At 73.1% G+C, this 18,716-nt stretch carries 17 protein-coding genes; 5 read left to right on the forward strand and 12 right to left on the reverse strand.

Translation table 11 applies throughout. The annotated features are described in order from the left end of the window. The 6 genes from NR112_RS10440 to NR112_RS10465 are packed head-to-tail and all read right to left on the reverse strand — an operon-like array spanning position 1 to position 6,876. Entirely contained in the window at positions 1-1,464 is a 1,464-nt protein-coding gene (locus NR112_RS10440) for a tryptophan-rich sensory protein (RefSeq protein ID WP_256794099.1), read from the reverse strand. A gap of 4 nt (positions 1,465-1,468) precedes the next feature. Beyond that, complete coding sequence (locus NR112_RS10445) at positions 1,469-2,188, reverse strand: CPBP family intramembrane glutamic endopeptidase (RefSeq protein WP_256794101.1); 720 nt, start codon at positions 2,186-2,188, stop codon at positions 1,469-1,471. A gap of 8 nt (positions 2,189-2,196) precedes the next feature. Next, positions 2,197-3,555 (reverse strand): deoxyribodipyrimidine photo-lyase, encoded by a 1,359-nt coding sequence (locus tag NR112_RS10450; RefSeq protein ID WP_256794501.1) that lies wholly within the window; start codon positions 3,553-3,555, stop codon positions 2,197-2,199. Continuing rightward, on the reverse strand, positions 3,555-4,844 hold the full coding sequence (locus tag NR112_RS10455) for a cyclopropane-fatty-acyl-phospholipid synthase family protein (protein ID WP_256794103.1): 1,290 nt from the start codon (positions 4,842-4,844) through the stop codon (positions 3,555-3,557). The genes NR112_RS10450 and NR112_RS10455 overlap by 1 nt, the downstream gene beginning before the upstream one ends. Continuing rightward, positions 4,841-5,596, reverse strand: a complete 756-nt coding sequence (locus NR112_RS10460) for a DUF1365 domain-containing protein (protein ID WP_256794105.1) — start codon at positions 5,594-5,596, stop codon at positions 4,841-4,843. Before NR112_RS10460 ends, NR112_RS10455 begins: the two co-directional genes overlap by 4 nt. Then, positions 5,593-6,876, reverse strand: a complete 1,284-nt coding sequence (locus NR112_RS10465; RefSeq protein ID WP_256794107.1) for an FAD-dependent oxidoreductase — start codon at positions 6,874-6,876, stop codon at positions 5,593-5,595. Before NR112_RS10465 ends, NR112_RS10460 begins: the two co-directional genes overlap by 4 nt. A 157-nt stretch (positions 6,877-7,033) precedes the next feature. Here NR112_RS10465 and NR112_RS10470 point away from each other — a divergent pair, with 157 nt between their 5' ends. Genes NR112_RS10470 through NR112_RS10490 form a run of 5 tightly spaced genes read left to right on the forward strand, consistent with a single transcriptional unit; the run spans position 7,034 to position 11,453 of the window. After that, a complete protein-coding gene (locus NR112_RS10470) occupies positions 7,034-7,489 on the forward strand; it encodes an SRPBCC family protein (RefSeq protein WP_256794109.1) in 456 nt (151 codons plus the stop codon). Between the two features lie 3 nt (positions 7,490-7,492). Beyond that, the gene (locus NR112_RS10475) at positions 7,493-8,428 is read left to right on the forward strand and encodes a MerR family transcriptional regulator (RefSeq protein ID WP_256794111.1); all 936 of its coding nucleotides are present in this window, start codon (positions 7,493-7,495) and stop codon (positions 8,426-8,428) included. Position 8,429: 1 nt separating this feature from the next. After that, complete coding sequence (locus NR112_RS10480; RefSeq protein WP_256794113.1) at positions 8,430-9,170, forward strand: cobalt-precorrin-6A reductase; 741 nt, start codon at positions 8,430-8,432, stop codon at positions 9,168-9,170. A gap of 29 nt (positions 9,171-9,199) precedes the next feature. Further along, the gene (locus tag NR112_RS10485) at positions 9,200-10,984 is read left to right on the forward strand and encodes a SulP family inorganic anion transporter (RefSeq protein ID WP_256794115.1); all 1,785 of its coding nucleotides are present in this window, start codon (positions 9,200-9,202) and stop codon (positions 10,982-10,984) included. A gap of 10 nt (positions 10,985-10,994) precedes the next feature. Beyond that, positions 10,995-11,453 (forward strand): MOSC domain-containing protein, encoded by a 459-nt coding sequence (locus NR112_RS10490; protein WP_256794116.1) that lies wholly within the window; start codon positions 10,995-10,997, stop codon positions 11,451-11,453. Positions 11,454-11,517: 64 nt separating this feature from the next. Here NR112_RS10490 and NR112_RS10495 read toward each other — a convergent pair whose 3' ends face one another. The 6 genes from NR112_RS10495 to NR112_RS10520 are packed head-to-tail and all read right to left on the reverse strand — an operon-like array spanning position 11,518 to position 18,702. Continuing rightward, positions 11,518-12,471, reverse strand: coding sequence for a cobalamin biosynthesis protein (locus tag NR112_RS10495; RefSeq protein WP_256794117.1), 954 nt, complete (start codon positions 12,469-12,471; stop codon positions 11,518-11,520). Continuing rightward, positions 12,468-13,478 (reverse strand): uroporphyrinogen-III C-methyltransferase, encoded by a 1,011-nt coding sequence (gene cobA, locus NR112_RS10500; protein ID WP_256794118.1) that lies wholly within the window; start codon positions 13,476-13,478, stop codon positions 12,468-12,470. The genes NR112_RS10495 and cobA overlap by 4 nt, the downstream gene beginning before the upstream one ends. Then, positions 13,468-14,529 carry an Rv2231c family pyridoxal phosphate-dependent protein CobC gene (cobC, locus tag NR112_RS10505; RefSeq protein ID WP_256794119.1) on the reverse strand — a complete coding sequence of 354 codons (1,062 nt, stop codon included), beginning with the start codon at positions 14,527-14,529 and terminating at the stop codon, positions 13,468-13,470. Before cobC ends, cobA begins: the two co-directional genes overlap by 11 nt. Next, complete coding sequence (locus NR112_RS10510; protein ID WP_256794120.1) at positions 14,526-15,983, reverse strand: cobyrinate a,c-diamide synthase; 1,458 nt, start codon at positions 15,981-15,983, stop codon at positions 14,526-14,528. Before NR112_RS10510 ends, cobC begins: the two co-directional genes overlap by 4 nt. Next, a complete protein-coding gene (cobO, locus tag NR112_RS10515; RefSeq protein WP_256794121.1) occupies positions 15,980-16,591 on the reverse strand; it encodes a cob(I)yrinic acid a,c-diamide adenosyltransferase in 612 nt (203 codons plus the stop codon). The genes NR112_RS10510 and cobO overlap by 4 nt, the downstream gene beginning before the upstream one ends. After that, the gene (locus NR112_RS10520; RefSeq protein WP_256794122.1) at positions 16,591-18,702 is read right to left on the reverse strand and encodes a magnesium chelatase subunit D family protein; all 2,112 of its coding nucleotides are present in this window, start codon (positions 18,700-18,702) and stop codon (positions 16,591-16,593) included. Before NR112_RS10520 ends, cobO begins: the two co-directional genes overlap by 1 nt. Positions 18,703-18,716 lie beyond the last annotated feature (14 nt).

An 18,716-nucleotide genomic window follows, 5' to 3' on the forward strand; every position in this document is an offset into this window, starting at 1 on the left:
TCAGCGGTTGCGGCGGGCGATCGCGGTCGAGAGCGCGGTCGCGAAGCCGCACCACACGGCATACGGCGACAGGGCGATGCCCGCGCCCTTGCTGACGGTGCCGGCGCGGCGGGCGAGGTCGGCCGCGCTCGCCGTGAGCAGCGCCGCCTCCGCGGCCGCCACCCACGGCTTGCGCACGCGCCAGAAGAGGACGCTCCACGCCGTGTTGAGGGCGAGGTTGGTGCCGAAGGCCTTGAGATAGGCGTTGCGCCCCTCGGTGTCGCCGGCCTTGTCGTACGCGTTGAGCGCCGTCGCCGACGTGGCCGCGATGTCCGCGTAGAGCGCGGTCCACACCACGGGGAAGGCGAGCGTCGGGGGCTGCCAGTCCGGTAGGTCGAGCGAGCGGTACCAGCGTGAGTCGGGTTGCGTGGCAAGCGAACCCGCGACCGCGCTCGCGACCGTCGCGGCGCTCGTCAGGGCGAGGTTGCGCATCGCAGTGTCGGGCTCGGCGGTGCGCATCGCCGACCGCACCGCCGTGTCGAAGTCGATGAATCCGCCGGGGACGTCGACGTGCTCCCGGATGTCGTCCTCCTTGGCGACGACCTCGTGGACGAGGCTGCCGACGAGCGGCTTGGCCAGCCCCGCCGAGATCGGGGTGACGAGCCCGACCCAGTGGCTCGCGAGACGCGGCGTCAGCACCGGCACGGTCACGACGACCGGGCGGCGCCGGCCCGTCGCGTCGGAGAAGCGGGCGATCATCTCGCGGTAGGTCAGCACCTCGGGGCCGCCGATGTCGAAGGTGCGGTTGACCTCGGGCGGCAGGCTGCCGGCGCCGACGAGCAAGGTCACGACGTCGTCGATGGCGATCGGCTGGATCCTGTTGTCGAGCCACTTCGGCGCGACCATCGCCGGCAGGCGGGTCGTGAGGTAGCGCAGCATGTCGAACGACGCCGACCCGTCACCGAGCACGACAGCGGCCTGGAGCACCGCGGTCGGCACGCCCGAGTCGAGCAGGATGCGCCCGACCTCGACGCGCGAGGCGAGGTGTGGCGAGAGCACCTCGTCATCGGGGTGGAGGCCGCCGAGGTAGACGATGCGCGAGACCCCGGCCTCCTTCGCCGCTTCCGAGAAGATCGTCGCCGCCTCGCGGTCGCGCTCCTGGAAGTCGGGCTGGTCGTCCATCGAGTGCACGAGGTACCACGCCGCGTCGACGTCCTCGAGCGCGCGGCGCATGTCGTCGGCGGAAGCGACATCGCCCTCGGCGACCTCGACCCGGTCGGCCCACGGCTTGTCGTCCATCGAGGCCCGGCGGCGGGTCAGAACCCGTACCGTCCAGCCCTCGTCGAGCAGCCGCGGCACGACCTGGCCACCGACGTAGCCGGAGGCGCCGGTGACGAGAGCACGTCGCCGGGTGCCGCCGGTGCTGTCGGTGCTGTCGGTGCCGTCGGTGCCGTCGGGGGTGGTGGCGTTCGGGGTGGGAGTCATGGGGTCACCTGGTGAGCTCGAGGGCGGGTGGGAGGAGCAGGAGCATCCCCGTCGACCACACGACGTGCGTGATGATCGGGCCGAGGAAGCCGCCCGTGACGCGGCGCTGCAGGGCGGTCACGAGACCGATGACGGCGGCCGCCAGGACGAGCAGGGGGATGCCGCTGCCGACGGTGGTCAGGGCGTAGAGCAGGGTCGTCAGGGCCACCTGGTGATGCGGGAGGGCGGCGTAGAGAGCGCCGCGGAAGTAGAGCTCCTCGACGACACCGTTGACGAAGGTGATGGCGAGCACGGCCGTGAACGCCCCGAAGCGGGCGTGGTCGAGCAGCTGGTCGACCGGCTCGCGCAGCACGGGGATCCGCGCGACGACGAGCGCACCGACGAGGAAGAGGACGAGGAGCAGCACCCCGAGCACGAGGGACTGGACGATGGGCCGTGCCTTCTCGCCGCGGCGCGTGTGCCCCATGCCCGCGTGCAGCGGACCGGAGAGGAGGGCGCCGACGAGCCACACCGCTGCGAGAGCGAGCGTGGCGACGTAGAAGAGCGGGTCGCCCGGCGTGATCCGCAGCGCCCACGCCAGCACCGCGGTGCCCACGACGAAGGTGAGCGCGACGACGATCTGGCGGCGCCGGAAGACGTCGTCGGGGTCGCGGTGGTCGCGGTCCACCTTCTCGATGAGCGCGGCGTTGACGAACGCACGCAGCTCGGTCACGGGGCCCCGCATCTCGTCTCCTAGCCTCGGGCGCGCTCGTAGCGGGCCAGGGTCTCCTTGCGCTCGTCATCATGGTCGACGACACGCTGGGGATACCCGTGGTCGTACCCGTTGTCGTGCTTCCACGGCTCGTGGGCCGCGCCCGCCGGCAGGTGTGCGAGCTCCGGAACCCAGCGCCGGACGTACTCCCCGTCAGGGTCGAACTTCTTCCCATGCGTCACTGGGTTGAAGACGCGGAAGTAGGGCGACGCGTCGGTGCCCGTGCCGGCGACCCACTGCCAGCCGTGGTTGTTGGAGGCGATGTCGCCGTCGATGAGGTGGTCGAGGAAGTGCTGCGCCCCGACCGGCCACCAGACGTGGAGGTCCTTGGTGAGGAAGCTCGCCGTGATCATCCGGAGGCGGTTGTGCATCCAGCCTTCCGCGATCAGCTGGCGCATGCCGGCGTCGACGATGGGGTAGCCGGTGCGCCCCTCGCGCCACGCGTCGACCAGCCGGTCGGTCTCGGCGCCCGAGTCGTAGGGGAGCTTCGTCAGCTCGGGCCGCAGGTCGTGCCACGCCGAGTCCGGGTGGTGCCACAGCACGTCGGCGTAGAACTCGCGCCAGATCAGCTCGGTGACGAAGGTGCTCGCCGCCTGAGACCGCCCGGCCGAGTGCGCCGCGATGTCGGCGAGGATCGTGCGGGGGTGGATCTCGCCGTACTTGAGTGGCGCCGACAGTCGGCTCGTCGTGTCGAGGTCGGGACGGTCGCGTTCCTTGTCGTATGCCGTGAGCCCGTCGTGGAGGAAGCTCTCCCACCGCTTCAGCGCGGCGGCCTCGCCGGCCTCCATGTCCGGTGCCTCGGGCAGCGGGTCGCTGCGGACGTCGCCGCGCAGCCAGGGGATGCGCTTGGGGCGGGGCGCCGGAGCAGGCCGCCCGTGCTGGTGCCACGCCTTCGAGAACGGCGTGAAGACCTTGTACGGCGACCCCGACTGGTTGACGATGCGACCCGGCCCGACGGCATACGGCGTCCCCGTGGCGACGAGCTCGCGCCGGTCCTCGGCGAGGGCCTTCTCGACGGCCTCGTCGCGGCGGCGGCCGTACGGCGTCGTCTCCCGCGAGACGTGCACCTGCTGCACGCCGCCCTGCGCGGCCAGCTCGGGGATGACGTCGACGGGGTCGCCGCGCCGGACGACGAGCGCCCCGCGGGTGTCCTTCTGGAGCGAGGCGACCGACGCGAGCAGCCGGCGAGCGCGGGGCGTGTCGGTCTCGAGCAGGCGCGGATCGAGGACGAAGACGGGCAGGACGTGGCTCGCGGCGTCGACGGCTGCGAGCAGCGCCGGGTGGTCGTGCAGCCGCAGGTCGCGGCGGAACCACAGGATCGACGTCGTCGACGGAGCCATCACGAGGCCGCGGCTGCGGCACCCTCTCGCTCGAAGCGCACCTGGGCGACGTCGAGGTAGCCGGTGGCGAATCCCGCCTCGCAGTAGGCGAGGTAGAACTCCCACTTGCGACGGAAGGTCTCGTCGAAGCCGAGGGCGTGCACCTCGGGCCAGCGGGCGAGGAAGGTCTCGCGCCAGCGCCGCAGGGTCTCGGCGTAGTCCGCGCCGAAGGCCTCGACGGCCGACATGCGCAGCGTCGTCGTGGCGTCGGTCGTCTCGCTCATCGCCTGGAGGCTCGGGATGAGCCCACCGGGGAAGATGTGCTTCTGGATCCAGCCGTAGGAGTGCTTCGTCGCCATGAGCCGCTCGTGCGACATGAGGATCGCCTGGACGGCGGCGATGCCACCCGGGGCGAGGCGCTCGTCGATGGTGCGGAAGTACGTCTCCCAGTACTCCTCGCCGACGGCCTCGATCATCTCGACGCTGACGACGGCGTCGTAGACACCCTCGACCTCGCGGTAGTCCTGGATGCGGATGTCGACGGTGTCGGTGAAGCCGGCGTCGGCCACGCGCTGCCGGGCGAGTGCCGCCTGCTCCTTGGAGAGCGTCACGCTGGTGACGGTGGCACCTCGCCGCGCCGCCTCCAGGGCCAGAGTGCCCCAGCCGGTGCCGATCTCGAGCACGCGGCTGTCCTGGCCGACCTTGGCCATGTCGAGGATCGCGTGGACCTTGCGCAGCTGCGCCTCCTCGAACGACTGCGTGCGCAGCGGCTGGTCCTCGTCGAAGATCGCCGAGCTGTAGCTCATCGTCTCGTCGAGAAAGGTCGCGAAGAGGTCGTTGGACAGGTCGTAGTGCGCCTCGATGTTGCGGCGCGACCCGAGCAGCGAGTTGTTCTGGATCGTCGGGATGCGGCGGTCGACGAAGCCGCGCAGCCGCAGCCACCCCTGGGGGACGGCCGTCGTCATGCGCTCGGCGAAGGGCACGAGCAGCTCGGCGAGGTCGGTGCCCTCGGCAGCCTTCCAGTCCCCGGCCATGTAGGCCTCGCCGATCCCGATCTTGGGGTGGTGCGCGAGCCGCTCGAAGACCGCGGTCGGGCGCACGATCTCGAGCCCGGGGCGGTCGGTTCGACGCGTGGCGCCACCGAGGAGCGAGCCGTCCGGCATGACGACGTCGACCGGGACGCGCTTGGCCACCTGGGCGAGGATGCTCCGAGCCAGGCGGGCGCGCACGCACAGGACGCGCAGGGTGGGCCGGCGCAGGCACAGCGGCTGGGCCATGTTCTGGAGCGCGGTGGGGGACTGGGCGGTCATCGGACGGCCTCCTGGGGGTGTCGGGGGCGAGGCATCACGGGCAGACGGCGCAACCACAGCCGTATGCCGTGTACCCGGATGAGGGCCGTCACTCTCTGCGTGACGAGGCCGTGACGTCGGACGAGGCGGAGCAGCGCACGGGTCGTGGCCGGCTCCGGGGTGCCGCGGGTGACGGCGGTCATGATCCGCTCGCCGTCGCGGTCGAGCGCCACCGTCACGCTGACGGCACCGGGCTCGAGGACGAGGCGGACGGCATACTCCCCGCGGGTGTCGTTGAAAGGGGAGACGTAGAAGGCCTTGCCGACGGTCGCCGTGCCGTCGTCGTGGACGTCGAGGAGGTAGGCGTGGCGCTCGCCGTACGTGTTGTGCACCTCGAAGACGACGGCGACGAGCGAGCCGTCGGGACGCAGGCACCAGAAGACCGACAGCGGGTCGAAGGTGTGGCCGAGCACCCGCGCGTTGGCGAGCATGAGGACGCGGTCCTCGGTGGCCAGCGACACACCACGCGCCCCGAGGAAGCGCTCGACGTCGCCGCGGATGCCACCCCCGAGCCGACCCCCGTCGAGGTGGTCTCGGACGTCGAAGCGCGCGAGCAGCCTTGCGGGCCAAGGGAGCCGGGGCAGATGGTCGACGTCGACGAGCCACTGGTAGTGACCGTACGTGAAGCTGTGGTGCAGCGGGGTGCGGCGCGCGTGGGCCACGGTGCCGTCGACGAGCGCGGGCACCGCGGGCGGCGTCAGGACGGGCGTCACCAGAGCACCCCGAAGGACTGTGCGGCTTCCACGCCGGAGCGGCAGCCGTCCTCGTGGAAGCCCCAGCCGAGGTGCGCGCCGGCGAAGGCCAGGCGGTCGCCGCCGCCCTCGCGCAGGCGCGACGCGGCCTCGACGGCCTCACGCGTGAAGATCGGGTGGTCGTAGGACATCCGCGCCGTCACGAGGGACTCGTCGATGCTGCCGGCCGGGTTGAGGGTCACGACGTGGTCGTCGGCGTCGGTGATGCCCTGGAGGCGGTTCATCCAGTAGCTGACGGTGACGTCGGGGGCCGGGGCGTCGCACGCGTGCATGCGGTAGTTCCACGAGGCCTTGGCCTGGCGCGGCTTCGGCAGGACCGACGAGTCGCGGTGCAGCCAGGTCTCGTTGCGGGAGTAGCGGATCGCCGAGAGGTCGCGCTTCTCGTCAGGCGTCGCGTCGGCGAGCAGGTCGAGGGCCTGGTCGGCGTGCGTGGCGATGACGGCGCGGTCGAAGGTCGCCGTCCGCCCGTCGCGCACGAGCACGTCGACGCCGTCGTCGTGCCTCGTCACGGCGGTCACCGGGCTCTCCTTGCGCACGTCGGGCAGGCGCTCGACGAGCCGGTCGACGTAGGTCGCCGACCCGCCGGTGACGGTGCGCCACGTGGGCGACCCCGTCACCGTCAGCATGCCGTGGTGGTCGAGGAACCGGAAGAGGTGACGCGCCGGGTAGGACGACGCGTCGAGGTCGCCGCAGGACCAGACGCAGGCCACGAGCGGGATCGCGAAGTGGCGCACGAAGTAGTCGGAGAAGCCCTGGTCGGTGAGGAACTCGCCCCATGTCGGGTCCTGCGACTCGTCGGCGAGGAGGGCGCGCGCCGCCGCGTGGAAGCGCGGGACGTCGCGGAGCATCCGGATGAAGCGGGGGTCGGCGAGGCGGCGCTTCTGGGCGAACATGCCCTTGGGACCGCGCCCCCCGGCATACGACAGGCCACACCCCTCGCACGTGATGCTCATGCTCATCTCGGTGGGCTGGGTCGGCACGTCGAGCTCGCTGAACAGGCGCAGCAGGTGCGGGTAGGTCTTCTCGTTGTGCACGATGAAGCCGCTGTCGATGCGCAGGCTGCCGTCGCGTCCGGGGACGTCGTGGGTGTGCGCGTGTCCGCCGAGCCGTGTGTCGCTCTCGAAGAGGGTGACGTCGTGCGTCGCGCTGAGCACGTGGGCGGCGGTCAGGCCGGACACGCCGGCGCCGATGACGGCTGCGGTCGGTCTGGTCGATGGGGTGGGTCGGTTCGGTCGAGTCACCGAGGCCTCCTGGCTGATGTGGTCCCGTGTGGTTCGGCGCGGAGCCCCGACCGGATGGTTCCGACGGTTCGAGTGACGGAGGTCGCGTCGTGCGTTGTCCATCCTTCGTCCACACCGTAGAGTGGCTGTACAAGGTCTGTCAAAGGTTGGAGAACGCATGGAGATCGAGCGCAGCGTCACGGTGGCACACCCGGTCGACCGTGTGTTCGCGTACCTCAGCGACTTCACGAACACCACGGAATGGGACCCCGGGACCGTCCGCACCGAGCGGGTGTCGGGCGACGGAGGCCTCGGCACGCGCTACCACAACGTGTCGAAGTTCCTCGGCCGTGAGACCGAGCTCGACTACATGGTCATCGAGCACGTCCCCGACGAACGGTTCGCGCTGCGGGGCGAGAACGCGACGGTCGTCGCCAAGGACACGATGACCTTCGTGCGCACCGTGACCGGCTCGGGAGCAGCCGCGGGCGAGGGCACGACGGTGACCTACCGGGCGGACTTCGAGTTCAAGGGCATCGCCAAGCTCGCCGCACCGCTGCTCGCGCCGGCGTTCAAGAAGCTCGGCGACGAGGCCGAGCAGGGGATGCGGGACGCGTTGAGCAGGCTGGGGTAGCGGATGTACACCATCAAGCGTGCCGCGGAGCTGACCGGGATCAGCGTCGCCACCCTGCGCGCCTGGGAGCGCCGCTACGGCGTCGTCAGCCCGCAGCGCTCCGACGGCGGCTACCGGCTCTACGGTCCGGAGGACGTCAGGGCCCTCGCGATCATGAACTCCCTCGTCAACGAGGGTTGGTCGGCCCGCGAGGCTGCCGCCGAGACGACCCGCCGGCTCTCGAGCCGCGATCCCGCCGGTCGCCAGGCCCCCTTCGGCCGCGTTGACCGCGAGGGCCGCGGCAGCCGCGTCGCGCCGCTGCGACCCGGCGGGCGCTACCAGTCCGAGGACGCCGAGGCGTTCATCCGCGCGGCCGAGCGACTCGACTCCGCGTCCGCGACGGCGGTGCTCGATGCGCGCTTCGCGCTCGGCACGTTCGAGCACGTCGTCGACGACTGGCTCATGCCGACCCTCCAGCTCGTCGGTGAGGAGTGGGCGCACGGCCGGCTCACGGTCGCCGGTGAGCACCTCGTCTCGTATGCCGTCCAGCGCCGTCTGGCAGCCGCCTACGAGGCCGCGTCGGGCCGGGTCGACGGCCCGACCCTCCTCATCGGTCTGCCACCCGGTTCCCGTCACGAGCTCGGTCTGCTCGCCTTTGCCGTGGCCGCGCGTCGGGCCGGCTTCGCGACGGTCTACGTCGGCGCCGACCTGCCCGTCGATGACTGGCTGCGCGCGATCGAGGCTCGAGGGGCGACCGGCATGGTCATGGCCGTGCCGCGCAACATCGACATCGCCTCGGCGCAGGAGATCGTCGACACCGTGGCCCGCGTCCACCCGGAGGTCGTCATCGGGCTCGGCGGCAGCCAGCAGAACGAGATCAGCGGACCGTGCGTGCACCTCGGCCACTCGATCACCGTCGCCGTGGGCGAGATGACGCGCCGCCTGCGCGTCCCCGCCTGACGTGCGCGTCCTCGTCCTCGGAGGCACGGGGGAGGCGCGGGACCTCGCGGGTCGCCTCGTCGAGCGCGGCGACGACGTGGTGTCGAGCCTCGCCGGACGGGTCAGCGCCCCGGCCTTGCCGGTCGGCGAGGTCCGCACCGGAGGCTTCGGCGGTGTCGACGGTCTGGCCGACCACCTCATGACGCACGGCTATGACGTCGTCGTCGACGCGACCCACCCCTTCGCCGCGCGGATCACGGGCAATGCCGTCGCCGCCTGCGGCCGGGTCGGCCTGCCGCTCGTCCGACTCCAGCGGCCGGGGTGGTGCCACCACCCGCTCGCCGGGGAGTTCACCTGGGTCGAGGACGTCGAGGCCGCGCGGGTCGCGGCCGAGGCCCTCGGGGTCCGGCCGTTCCTCACGACCGGGCGACAGCAGCTCGAGACCTTCGCCGCGTGGGACGACCGCTACGTCCTGGCGCGGGTCGTCGACCCGCCCGACTGGGACGTGCCCTCCTCCTGGGAGGTGCTGAGGGCGCGCGGACCCTACCCCTACGCCGCCGAGCGCGAGCTCCTCGAGAGCCGGGCCGTCGACGTGCTCCTCACCAAGGACTCCGGCGGCGCCCTGACGGAGGACAAGCTCGCTGCCGCGCACGACCTCGGGGTGCCCGTCGTCGTGGTGCGGCGGCCGCCGGTGCCCGACGGCGTGGCCGTCGTCGAGTCGGTGGGGGATGCCGTGGTCGCCATCGGCGCGAAACCGGCCTGACGGCATACGACCTCGCGTAGGTTCGAGAGGTGAGCGCGGACCTGCAGCAGCGGGCGCGGTGGGAGCGGCTGCTCCCGGGCGTGGCGGTCCTGCGCCGTTACGACACGGTGTGGTTGCGCGGCGACGTGCTGGGCGGCATCACCGTCGCCGCCTACCTCGTGCCGCAGGTCCTCGCCTATGCGGAGGTGGCCGGGCTACCTGCCGTGACGGGGCTGTGGGCCGTCGGGCCGGGGCTGCTCGTCTACGCGGTGCTCGGGTCCTCGAGGCAGCTGTCGGTCGGGCCCGAGTCGACGACGGCGCTCATGACGGCTGCCGGCGTGGGTGCCCTCGTGACGGCCGGCGGCGGCATGGCGATGCGCCAGGAGATGGCTGCGCTCCTCGCGATCGCCGTCGGTCTCATCTGCCTCGTCGGCTTCGTGACGCGGCTCGGCTTCCTCTCCGACCTGCTGTCCAAGCCGGTGCTCGTCGGCTACATGGCCGGCATCGCGGCGCTCATGATCGTCAGCCAGCTCGGCAAGGTGACCGGGCTCCACGTCGAGGGCGACTCCTTCCTCCAGGAGGTGAGGTACGCCATCACGCACCTCGGCGACGTCCACGTGCCGACGGTGCTGCTGGCGCTCGTCGTGCTCGTCGTGCTGCTCGCCTTCCAGCGCCTGGCGCCGCAGTGGCCCGGGCCGCTCATCGCGATGCTCGGGTCGACGCTGGTCGTCGACGTCCTCGACCTCGCCGACCGGTTCGGGATCACGCTCGTCGGCCCCGTGCCGGACGGGCTCCCGTCGTTCTCACTGCCCGACGTGTCCGAGGTCGACGTGTGGGCCCTGCTCCCCGCGGCCCTGGGCGTCGCGCTCGTCGCGTACTCGGACAACGTGCTGACCGGGCGGGCCTTCGCCGGTCGCCACCGCGAGACCATCGACAGCGACCAGGAGTTCCTCGCCCTCGGCGGCGCCAACGTCGCGACCGGTTTGCTCCAGGGCTTCCCGATCAGCTCGAGCGGCAGCCGCACCGTCATCGCCGACTCGATGGGGGCGCGCACCCAGCTGCACTCCCTCGTCTCACTCGTCCTCGTCATCGCGACCCTGCTCTGGCTCGGGCCGGTCATCGCGGCCTTCCCGACCGCGGCGCTCGGCGCCGTCGTCGTCTACGCCGCGATCCGCCTCGTCGACATCGCCGAGATGCGACGCATCGGCGCGTTCCGGCGCAGCGAGCTCGTGCTGGCACTCGCGACGACCGCCGCCGTGCTCCTCTTCGGGGTGCTGCCCGGCATCGGGGCGGCGATCGCGCTCTCGGTGCTCGACCTGCTGCGCCGCATCGTCCACCCGCACGACGGGGTGCTCGGCTACGTGCCCGACGTCGCCGGCATGCACGACATCGACGACCACCCGAACGCCGTGCAGGTGCCCGGGCTCGTCGTCTACCGCTACGACTCGCCCCTCTTCTTCGCCAACTCCGACGACTTCGTGCGCCGTGCCCTCACGGTCGTCGACGAGGCGGCTCGCCACGCGGGGGTCGAGTGGTTCCTGCTCAACGCCGAGGCCAACACCGAGGTCGACCTCACGGCCGTCGACGCGCTCGAGACCCTGCGCTCCACCCTCGCCGACCGGGAGATCCGCTTCGCCATGGCACGCGTCAAGGAGGACATGCGTGCCTCGCTCGAGGCGGGGGGCTTCATCGAGAAGGTCGGGACGGACCTCATCTTCCCCACCCTGCCGACCGCCGTCGCCGCGTATGCCGCGTGGTACGAGCGCGAGCACGGCTCCGGGCCGCCGGGGTTGCGCATCCCACCCGTGCCGGCCCAGCCGGAGCCGGACGCCTAGCCTTGCGGGCATGCACCTCGACCCACCCACCGGGCCGCCGACCGTCGTCTCCATCCACGTCGCCAAGGGTCGCCGGCTGCCGACGCGCTCGGTCCCGAGGGTCGAGGCCGAAGCGGGGGCCGGGCTCGTGGGGGACCGCTACCACGGCAGCCGGCACCGGCACGTGACGATCCAGTCGGTGCCCGACCTCGAGGCAGCGGCCGCCGACCTCGGGCGCCCGGTCGAGCCGGGGCTGACGCGACGCAACCTGACGATCTCGGGCGGGACGATCCCCACGAGGCCGGGCGACCGCATCACCATCGGCGACGTCGAGCTCGAGGTCGTGCGCATCGCGGCGCCCTGTCGCCTCCTCGACGACAACCTCGGCCCGGGCGCGGCGCGGGCGCTGCACGCGCGGGCCGGGACGGTCTTCCGGCTGCTGACGTCCGGGACGATCAGCGTCGGCGACGAGGTCGACCTCGCTCCCTGACCGCCCTTCTCCCGGTCCGCCCGCAGTTGGGCGCCACGTGGTCGGTTCCTGCGGTCGGCGCAGGTCAGGTGGCGCGGCGGCGCGCCGGACGGCGGGTTGTCGCGGTGCAGGCGATGACCACCGCGACGGCGAGGGAGCCGACGCTGACGCGCTGCGCGAGGCGAGCGGCCGGGGTGATGTCGTGGGCCCTCGCCGCCGGGCCGTCGCCCAGGGTGCCGCGGTCCTCGATCTCGCCCTCGTAGCTGTTCGAGCCACCGAGCCGCACCCCGAGCACACCGGCGAAGGACGCCTCGACGACGCCGCCGTTGGGGCTCGGGTGGGCCGGGGCGTCACGCCGGATCGCCCTCCAGCCGGCGACAGCTCGTTCCCTCGACTCGGCGCTCGCCAGAGCCAGTCCGGCCGCGACCCGCGCCGGGACCCAGTTGACGACGTCATCGAGCCTCGCTGCGGCCCAGCCGAACTCGCGGTAGCGGTCGTTGCGGTGACCGACCATCGCGTCGAGCGTGTTGACGGCTCGATAGCCGAGCAGGCCGGGGACGCCGAGAAGGCCACCCCACAGGAGCGGTGCGACGACGGCGTCGGACGTGTTCTCGGCGAGCGACTCGATGCAGGCGCGCGCGACATCGTCGGCGTCGAGCCGCGTCGTGTCCCGCCCGACGAGGTTGCGCACCTGCACACGGGCGGCCGCGAGGTCACCCTGCCGCAGCTGGCCGTCGATCGCGGACGCCTCCCGCGTCAGTGAGCGACCGCCGAGCACGGCCCATGTCGCCGCAGCGGTCACGAGGGTGTGGGCGACGCGGCTCCTCCGGGTCGACCGCTCCGCCAGGACGCCGAGGCCGACGGTGGTGCCCACGAGCAGCGCGACGTGCGAGACGCCGCGAGCCCGATGGACGGCATACGTCCGCCCCTCGAGGGCCGTTGCAGCCGAGCCGAACCCGGCCACGGGGTGCCAGCGGCGCGGGTCCCCGAACGCCTGGTCGAGCGCCCAGCCCAGGACCAGTCCGGCGGAGCGGCTCATCGCAGGACGTCGAGGGCTGCGACGTCACCGATGACGACGACGGCAGGGGCGCCGAGACCGTCACGGCGGGCGGTGGCGTCGATGTCGCGCAGGGATGCTCGGACCGTTCGCATGCTCGGCAGCCCCGCGTCGGCCACGACGGCCGCAGGGGTGTTCGGCGACAATCCCTCGGCGACGAGGGTCTCGGCGACGGCTCCCAGCGTGGCGACGCCCATGAGCACGACGATCGTGGTGCGGCTCCGCGCGATGGCCGCCCAGTCGAGCGTGCTGCGGGGGTCGCCCGGCGGCACGTGGGCGCTGACGACGGTGAATCCCTGCACGAGGCTGCGGTGCGTGACGGGGATGCCGGCGAGGGCCGGTGCGGCGATGCTCGACGAGATGCCCGGGATGACGACGACGGGGATGCCGCGCGCCGCGCAGGCCTCGGCCTCCTCACCGCCGCGGCCGAATACGAAGTTGTCGCCTCCCTTGAAGCGCAAGACGTTCTGACCAGCGAGTGCGTGCTCGACGAGGAGGTCGTTGATCCGGTCCTGCGGTGTGAAGTCGCCGCGCGGGATCTTGCCGACGTCGACGACGTGCACGTCGTCGCGGGCGTGCCGCAGCGCGCTGAGCGGCGCGAGCCGGTCATGGACGATCACGTCGGCCTGCCGGATGGCCTCGATCCCGGCGACGGTCAGCAGGCCGGGGTCGCCGAGGCCGCCTCCGAGGAGCGTCACCGTCCCGACCACCGGCCGGCCTTCTGCGACAGCGACGTCCGGGGTCGGCGCGGGAGACGTCGACGGGTCCCCGCGGAGGACGACGTCGTATGCCGTCGGGTCGGCCTGCGGGACGAGCGTGACGAGCCCGCGTTCGGCGAGGTCGCGCAGCGACGTCGGCAGGTCGTCGAGCGCCGCGGCGACGGTCACGCGGGCCCCGTCGCCCAGGAGCGCGTGGACCGTCGCGACCGAGTGCGGTGCGATGCGCGCGACGAGGACCGAGAGGCCGGAGAAGCTCAGCTCAGGCGACATGGCGCACTCTCCTCAGGTCGTCGAGCGCCGCAGCGATGCTGCGTGAGGTCTCGGGGTCACGCACCGCGAGTCGGATCCACGTCGGGCCGAGTCCGGGGAACGTCTCGCCCCGGCGCACGGCGAACCCGAGGCGGGCGAGGCCCTCGCGGACGGACCCTGCACCGAGAGGGCTCGTGTCCACGAGGACGAAGGGCGCTGTCGACGGGGCCGCGGTGCGGAGCCCGACAGCGGCGAGCTCGTGCACGAGGACCGCACGGTCGGCGGCGAAGGCGACGGCCGCTTCCTCGGCCTCGGCGACGGCGCGCTCGGACAGGCAGGCGACCGTGGCGGCGATGGCCGGGCTCGAGACGGACCACGGCGGTTGCACGTCGCGCAGGGCGGCGACGAGCGCGGGGTCGCCGACGACGTAGCCGGCGCGCAGACCGGCCAGGCCCCACGTCTTCGTCAGCGACCGGACGACGATCAGGCCCTCGAGGTCGGGGCCGACGACCGACTCGGACTCGCCCGGCACAGCGTCCATGAAGGCTTCGTCGACGACGACGACGCGACCGCTGCGGCGCAGCGACCGCACGGCGCCGGAGGGGTGCAGCACACCCGTGGGGTTCGTCGGGTTGCCGACGAACACGAGGTCGGCGTCGGCGTGCTCACCCGCCGGGGCGAAGGACGACGGGTCGAGGCGGAAGCCGTCCTCGTGCTGCAGCACGCACCGTCCGACCGGGCGACCGGCGGCGACGAGGGCTGCCTCGGGCTCGGTGAACTGCGGGTGCACGACGACCGGGCGGCTGCCGGCGACCGCCCGGGCGACGAGCGTGAACGCCTCGGCCCCGCCCGCGGTCGGCAGCACGCACTCGGGGTCGACGCGGTGCCGTCGCGCGACGGCAGCGACCGCCGGTGCCGGGTCCGGGTATCTCCCGAGGTCCTGAAGGGAGTCCGCGATGACGTCGGCCAGCCATGGCGGCGGCGCGGGCAGCCGGACGTTGACGGCGAGGTCGACGAGACCCGGGACGACGTCCCGGTCACCGTGGTGGTGCAGGTCGACCGGGGCGCTCACGACGCCCTCCGGCCCGGGGCGGTCGTGACGGCATACGCGTGGACGGCCTCGGCGAAGCAGGCGGCCAGCCGGGGGTGACCCGCCCAGTGGGTGTGGAGGTAGGACGCGTGCAGGGTGGCGCGGCCGGTGCCGGCGGGGTCGAGGGCGAAGCCGTCGGGCGTCCCGTCGAGCAGCCAGGCGGCCGAGCCGGGCCGCTGCCCCGCGCCGACGGTCGTCCGGTGGAACTCGTGGCCTGTCACGCGGGTGCCGGCCACCCCGAGCACCGAGTCGCCGGGAGCGATGGCGGTGCGGTAGCCGAGGGTCAGGCGAGGGCCCATGGCCCCCGCCGTCGGGATCGCGCCGACCATCTCGTGGCCGTCGACGGACTCGGAGAGGTAGAGCATGCCCGCACACTCGGCCACGGTCGGCAGTCCCGACTGCACGGAGTCCAGGATGTCGTGCCGCAGAAGGGAGTTCGCCGACAGGTCCTCGGCGTGGACCTCGGGGAAGCCGCCGCCGAGGTAGAGCCCGGCCGTGCCCGCGGGCAGCGACCGGGCGTGGAGCGGGTCGAAGACCACCGGTTCGAGGCCCGCGGCCCGGAGCAGCTCGTCGGTCTCCGCATAGCGGAAGGTGAAGGCACGGCCGCCCGCGACGGCCACGACGGGGCGCCGCCCGGTCGAGGCCGGACGGGCGGCCTCGCCGAGGACGGTGGCGGCGTCCCATGCCGGGACGTCGAGGTCGGGGGCCGACCGGGCGATCGACAGGACCGCGTCGAGGTCGACGTGCTCGGCCACGCGTTCGGCGAGCCGCCGCACCGACCGGGCGGCCTCTTCGCGCTCGGCGGCGGGCACGAGACCGAGGTGGCGCGACGGCGCCTCGATGCCGGCGTCGCGCGGCAGCACTCCGAGGACCGGGACCCCGGTGGCCTCGAGTGCCGACCAGACCTCGCGCGTGTGCCGGCCCGACGCCGCCTTGTTGAGGACGACCCCGGCGACGTGGACCCCGGGCTCGAAGGTCGCGAGACCGTGGACGATCGCAGCCGCGGTGCGCGTCATGTGGCTGACATCGAGGGCGAGCACGACCGGCGTGCGGGTCAGCATCGCGACGTGCGCGGTCGAGGCGTAGCCGTCGCCGCCGATCCTCCCGTCGAAGAGGCCCATGACGCCCTCGACGACGGCGACGTCGGTCGGTCCGCCGGCCTTCGCGCCGTGCACGAGGAGCGGCGCCACCTGGTCCTGGCCGCAGAGGAACGGGTCGAGGTTGCGCCCGGGTCGGCCCGTGGCGAGCGCGTGGTAGCCGGGGTCGATGAAGTCCGGGCCCACCTTGAAGCCCGAGACCCCGAGGCCCCGGGCGCGCAGCGCGGCCATGAGCCCGGTCGCCACGGTCGTCTTGCCGTGGCCCGAGCCGGGGGCGGCGACGACGAGGCGCGGAAGCACCGTGACGGCCGCGTCGACGGCGCTGCTGAAGGCGTTCACCACTCGATCCCTCGCTGTCCCTTCTGGCCCGCGTCGAACGGGTGCTTGACCTTCGTCATCTCGGTCACGAGGTCGGCGAGGTCGAGGACGGCTTGCGGGCAGCGACGTCCGGTGACGACGACGTGCTGGTGGCCCGGGCGGTCGCGCAGGGTCGCGACGACGTCGTCGACGTCGATCCACCCCCACGCCATCGGGTAGGTGAACTCGTCGAGCACGTAGACCGCGTGCGTCTCGGCAGCGAGCCGGCGCTTGATCTCGGCCCACCCCTCGCGAGCCGCCTCCGCGTGGTCGTCCTCGGTGCCCTCCTTGCGGGTCCAGGACCAGCCGGCGCCCATCTTGTGCCACTCCATCGGACCGCCCCTGCCGGTCTCGCGGTGCAGATCGGCGAGGGTCTCGACGGCGGTCTGCTCGCCGATGCGCCACTTCGCGCTCTTGACGAACTGGAACACACCGACCGACCAGCCCTGGTTCCAGCCGCGGAGGGCCAGACCGAAGGCGGCGGTCGACTTCCCCTTGCCGTCGCCGGTGTTGACGATGAGCAGGGGTCGGTTGCGCCGCTGGCGCGTGGTGAGGCCGTCCTCGGGGACGGTCGTCGGCTGGCCGCGCATCACGCGGCCCGCTCACGGGAGGCGTGCGCGGCGCGCACGATGGCCGACGCGGCGAGGTCGCCGACGGGCAGGTGGTCGGCGCCGAGGTGCTCGGCAAGCCGGGCTGCCAGCCCCATCCGGAAGCGCCCCGACTCGCAGTCGAGGACGACACTCTCGACCCCTTCGCCGCGCAGCGCGGTGGCGACGCGCGCGGCACGGCCCAGCGCGTCGGCGCCGCTCGTGGCCCGGCCGTCCGTGACGACGACGAGGAGCGCGCGCCGGTTCGGGTCACGCAGGCGCTCGACGCGCAACGTGTCGTATGCCGTCGCGAGCCCCTCCGCGAGCGGTGTCCGTCCGCCGTGGGGGAGGTCGCGAAGCCGCCGGGCTGCGATGTCGACCGAGCCGGTCGGCGGCAGGGTGAGCTCGGCGTCGGACCCGCGGAAGGTGACGAGGCCGACCTTGTCGCGTCGCTGGTAGGCGTCGAGGAGCAGCGAGAGCACCGCAGACTTCACGGCCTCCATCCGCTTGCGGGCGGCCATCGAGCCGGACGCGTCGACGCAGAGCAGCACGAGGTTGGACTCCCGACCCTGCAGGACCGACCGGCGCAGGTCGCCGGGGAGCACTCGCAGGCGTCCCGACCAATCGCTCGTGGGGCCGCGCCCCGCGGCCGCGCGGATCGTCGCGGGCACGTGGACCGGACCGGTGCGGGCGGTTGTCGATCCGACGCGGCGTCCGGTGCTCGTCAGGGCGGCCGAGCGGCGTCCCGGGTCACCCTGTCCGATTCCCTTGGCGCGCAGCATGTTCGCCCGGTACGGCTCGTCGGCGGCGCTGATTCCCGACGCGGCAGCCACGCCCGCAGGCGCCTCCGCCGACTCCGTCTCGCCATCGCCCCGCTCGTGCTCCGCCCGCTGCGGCTCGGGCTGTCGTGGCGACTCCTGCCCGTGGGTCCGTCCCGTCTCCGACGACGTGCTCGGCCGCGCCTCGCCGTCGTGGGCCGGTTCGTCGTCGCCGGGCTCCGGCTCGCCGCCGTCACCTGGGTCGGGCTCGGGCTCGGGATCCGGCTGGTCGTCGCCGAGGAGCTCGTCGAGGAGGTCCTCGTCGATGCCGGGAGAGTCGAAGGGGTTGCGGCGCCGTCGGTGCGGCAGTGCCAGCCGGGCCGCCGCCCGGACGTCGGCGACGGTGACCACCGTGCGGCCCGACCAGGCCGCGTGGGCGACGGCGGCGCGGGCCGTGACGATGTCGGCGCGCAGACCGTCGACCTCGAAACCGGCGCAGACGACCGCGATCCGGGTCAGCATCTCGTCCGTCAGGGTCACGTCCCCGACCCGCGACCGGGCGTCGGCGATCCGTGCGCGCAGCGCCTCCTGGTCGTGCTCGAACCGGGCCGCGAACGCAGCCGGCGAGGCATCGAAGGCCAGCCGTCGGCGTACGACCTCGGCGCGCAGCGCGGGCTCCCGGGGCGCGGCGACCTCGACGGTCAACCCGAAGCGGTCGAGCAGCTGCGGGCGCAGCTCACCCTCCTCGGGGTTCATCGTCCCGACGAGGACGATCCGTGCGGCGTGCGAGACCGAGACGCCGTCGCGTTCGACGGTGTTGCGGCCCATGGCCGCTGCGTCGAGCAGCAGGTCGACGAGGTGGTCGTGGAGGAGGTTGACCTCGTCGACGTAGAGGATGCCGCGGTTCGCGGCCGCGAGCAGGCCCGGCTGGTATGCCGTCTCGCCGCGTCCCAGCGCCCGCTCGAGGTCGAGCGAGCCGACGACACGGTCCTCGGTGGCGCCGATCGGCAGCTCGACGAGGCGGGCCGCTCGGGTGCCGGCCTCGGCGTGCGGGTCGTGCGGCCCGTCGGGGCAGCCGGCTCCGTCGCCCGGCGCGCAGCCGAAGCGGCAGCCTTCGACGACCTGCTGGCTGGGGAGCACGGCAGCGAGCCCGCGCACCATCGTCGACTTGGCCGTGCCCTTCTCGCCGCGCACGAGCACGCCGCCCACCTCGGGCGAGACCGCCGTGAGGACGAGCGCCAGGGCCAGGTCGTCGGAACCGACGACGGCCGAGAAGGGGAAGGTGTCGGGTGGTGACCCGTGCTGGTCTAGGTCGTTCGGGACGTCGTTCTCGACGTCGTTCGAGCCGTCGCGCATGTGACTGCGAGCCT

Origin of the sequence: Terrabacter sp. Ter38 (genome assembly GCF_024519435.1) — a bacterium.
Lineage (GTDB): Bacteria > Actinomycetota > Actinomycetes > Actinomycetales > Dermatophilaceae > Terrabacter.

Bases quoted from the DNA above. Each gene is read 5' to 3' on its own strand.
- NR112_RS10450 (WP_256794501.1), bottom strand. From the start codon at position 3,555: ATGGCTCCGTCGACGACGTCGATCCTGTGGTTCCGCCGCGACCTGCGG.
- NR112_RS10440 (WP_256794099.1), bottom strand. From the start codon at position 1,464: ATGACTCCCACCCCGAACGCCACCACCCCCGACGGCACCGACGGCACC.
- NR112_RS10470 (WP_256794109.1), top strand. From the start codon at position 7,034: ATGGAGATCGAGCGCAGCGTCACGGTGGCACACCCGGTCGACCGTGTG.
- NR112_RS10455 (WP_256794103.1), bottom strand. From the start codon at position 4,844: ATGACCGCCCAGTCCCCCACCGCGCTCCAGAACATGGCCCAGCCGCTG.
- cobA (WP_256794118.1), bottom strand. From the start codon at position 13,478: ATGTCGCCTGAGCTGAGCTTCTCCGGCCTCTCGGTCCTCGTCGCGCGC.
- NR112_RS10490 (WP_256794116.1), top strand. From the start codon at position 10,995: ATGCACCTCGACCCACCCACCGGGCCGCCGACCGTCGTCTCCATCCAC.
- NR112_RS10475 (WP_256794111.1), top strand. From the start codon at position 7,493: ATGTACACCATCAAGCGTGCCGCGGAGCTGACCGGGATCAGCGTCGCC.
- NR112_RS10495 (WP_256794117.1), bottom strand. From the start codon at position 12,471: ATGAGCCGCTCCGCCGGACTGGTCCTGGGCTGGGCGCTCGACCAGGCG.
- NR112_RS10445 (WP_256794101.1), bottom strand. From the start codon at position 2,188: ATGCGGGGCCCCGTGACCGAGCTGCGTGCGTTCGTCAACGCCGCGCTC.
- NR112_RS10520 (WP_256794122.1), bottom strand. From the start codon at position 18,702: ATGCGCGACGGCTCGAACGACGTCGAGAACGACGTCCCGAACGACCTA.
- cobO (WP_256794121.1), bottom strand. From the start codon at position 16,591: ATGCGCGGCCAGCCGACGACCGTCCCCGAGGACGGCCTCACCACGCGC.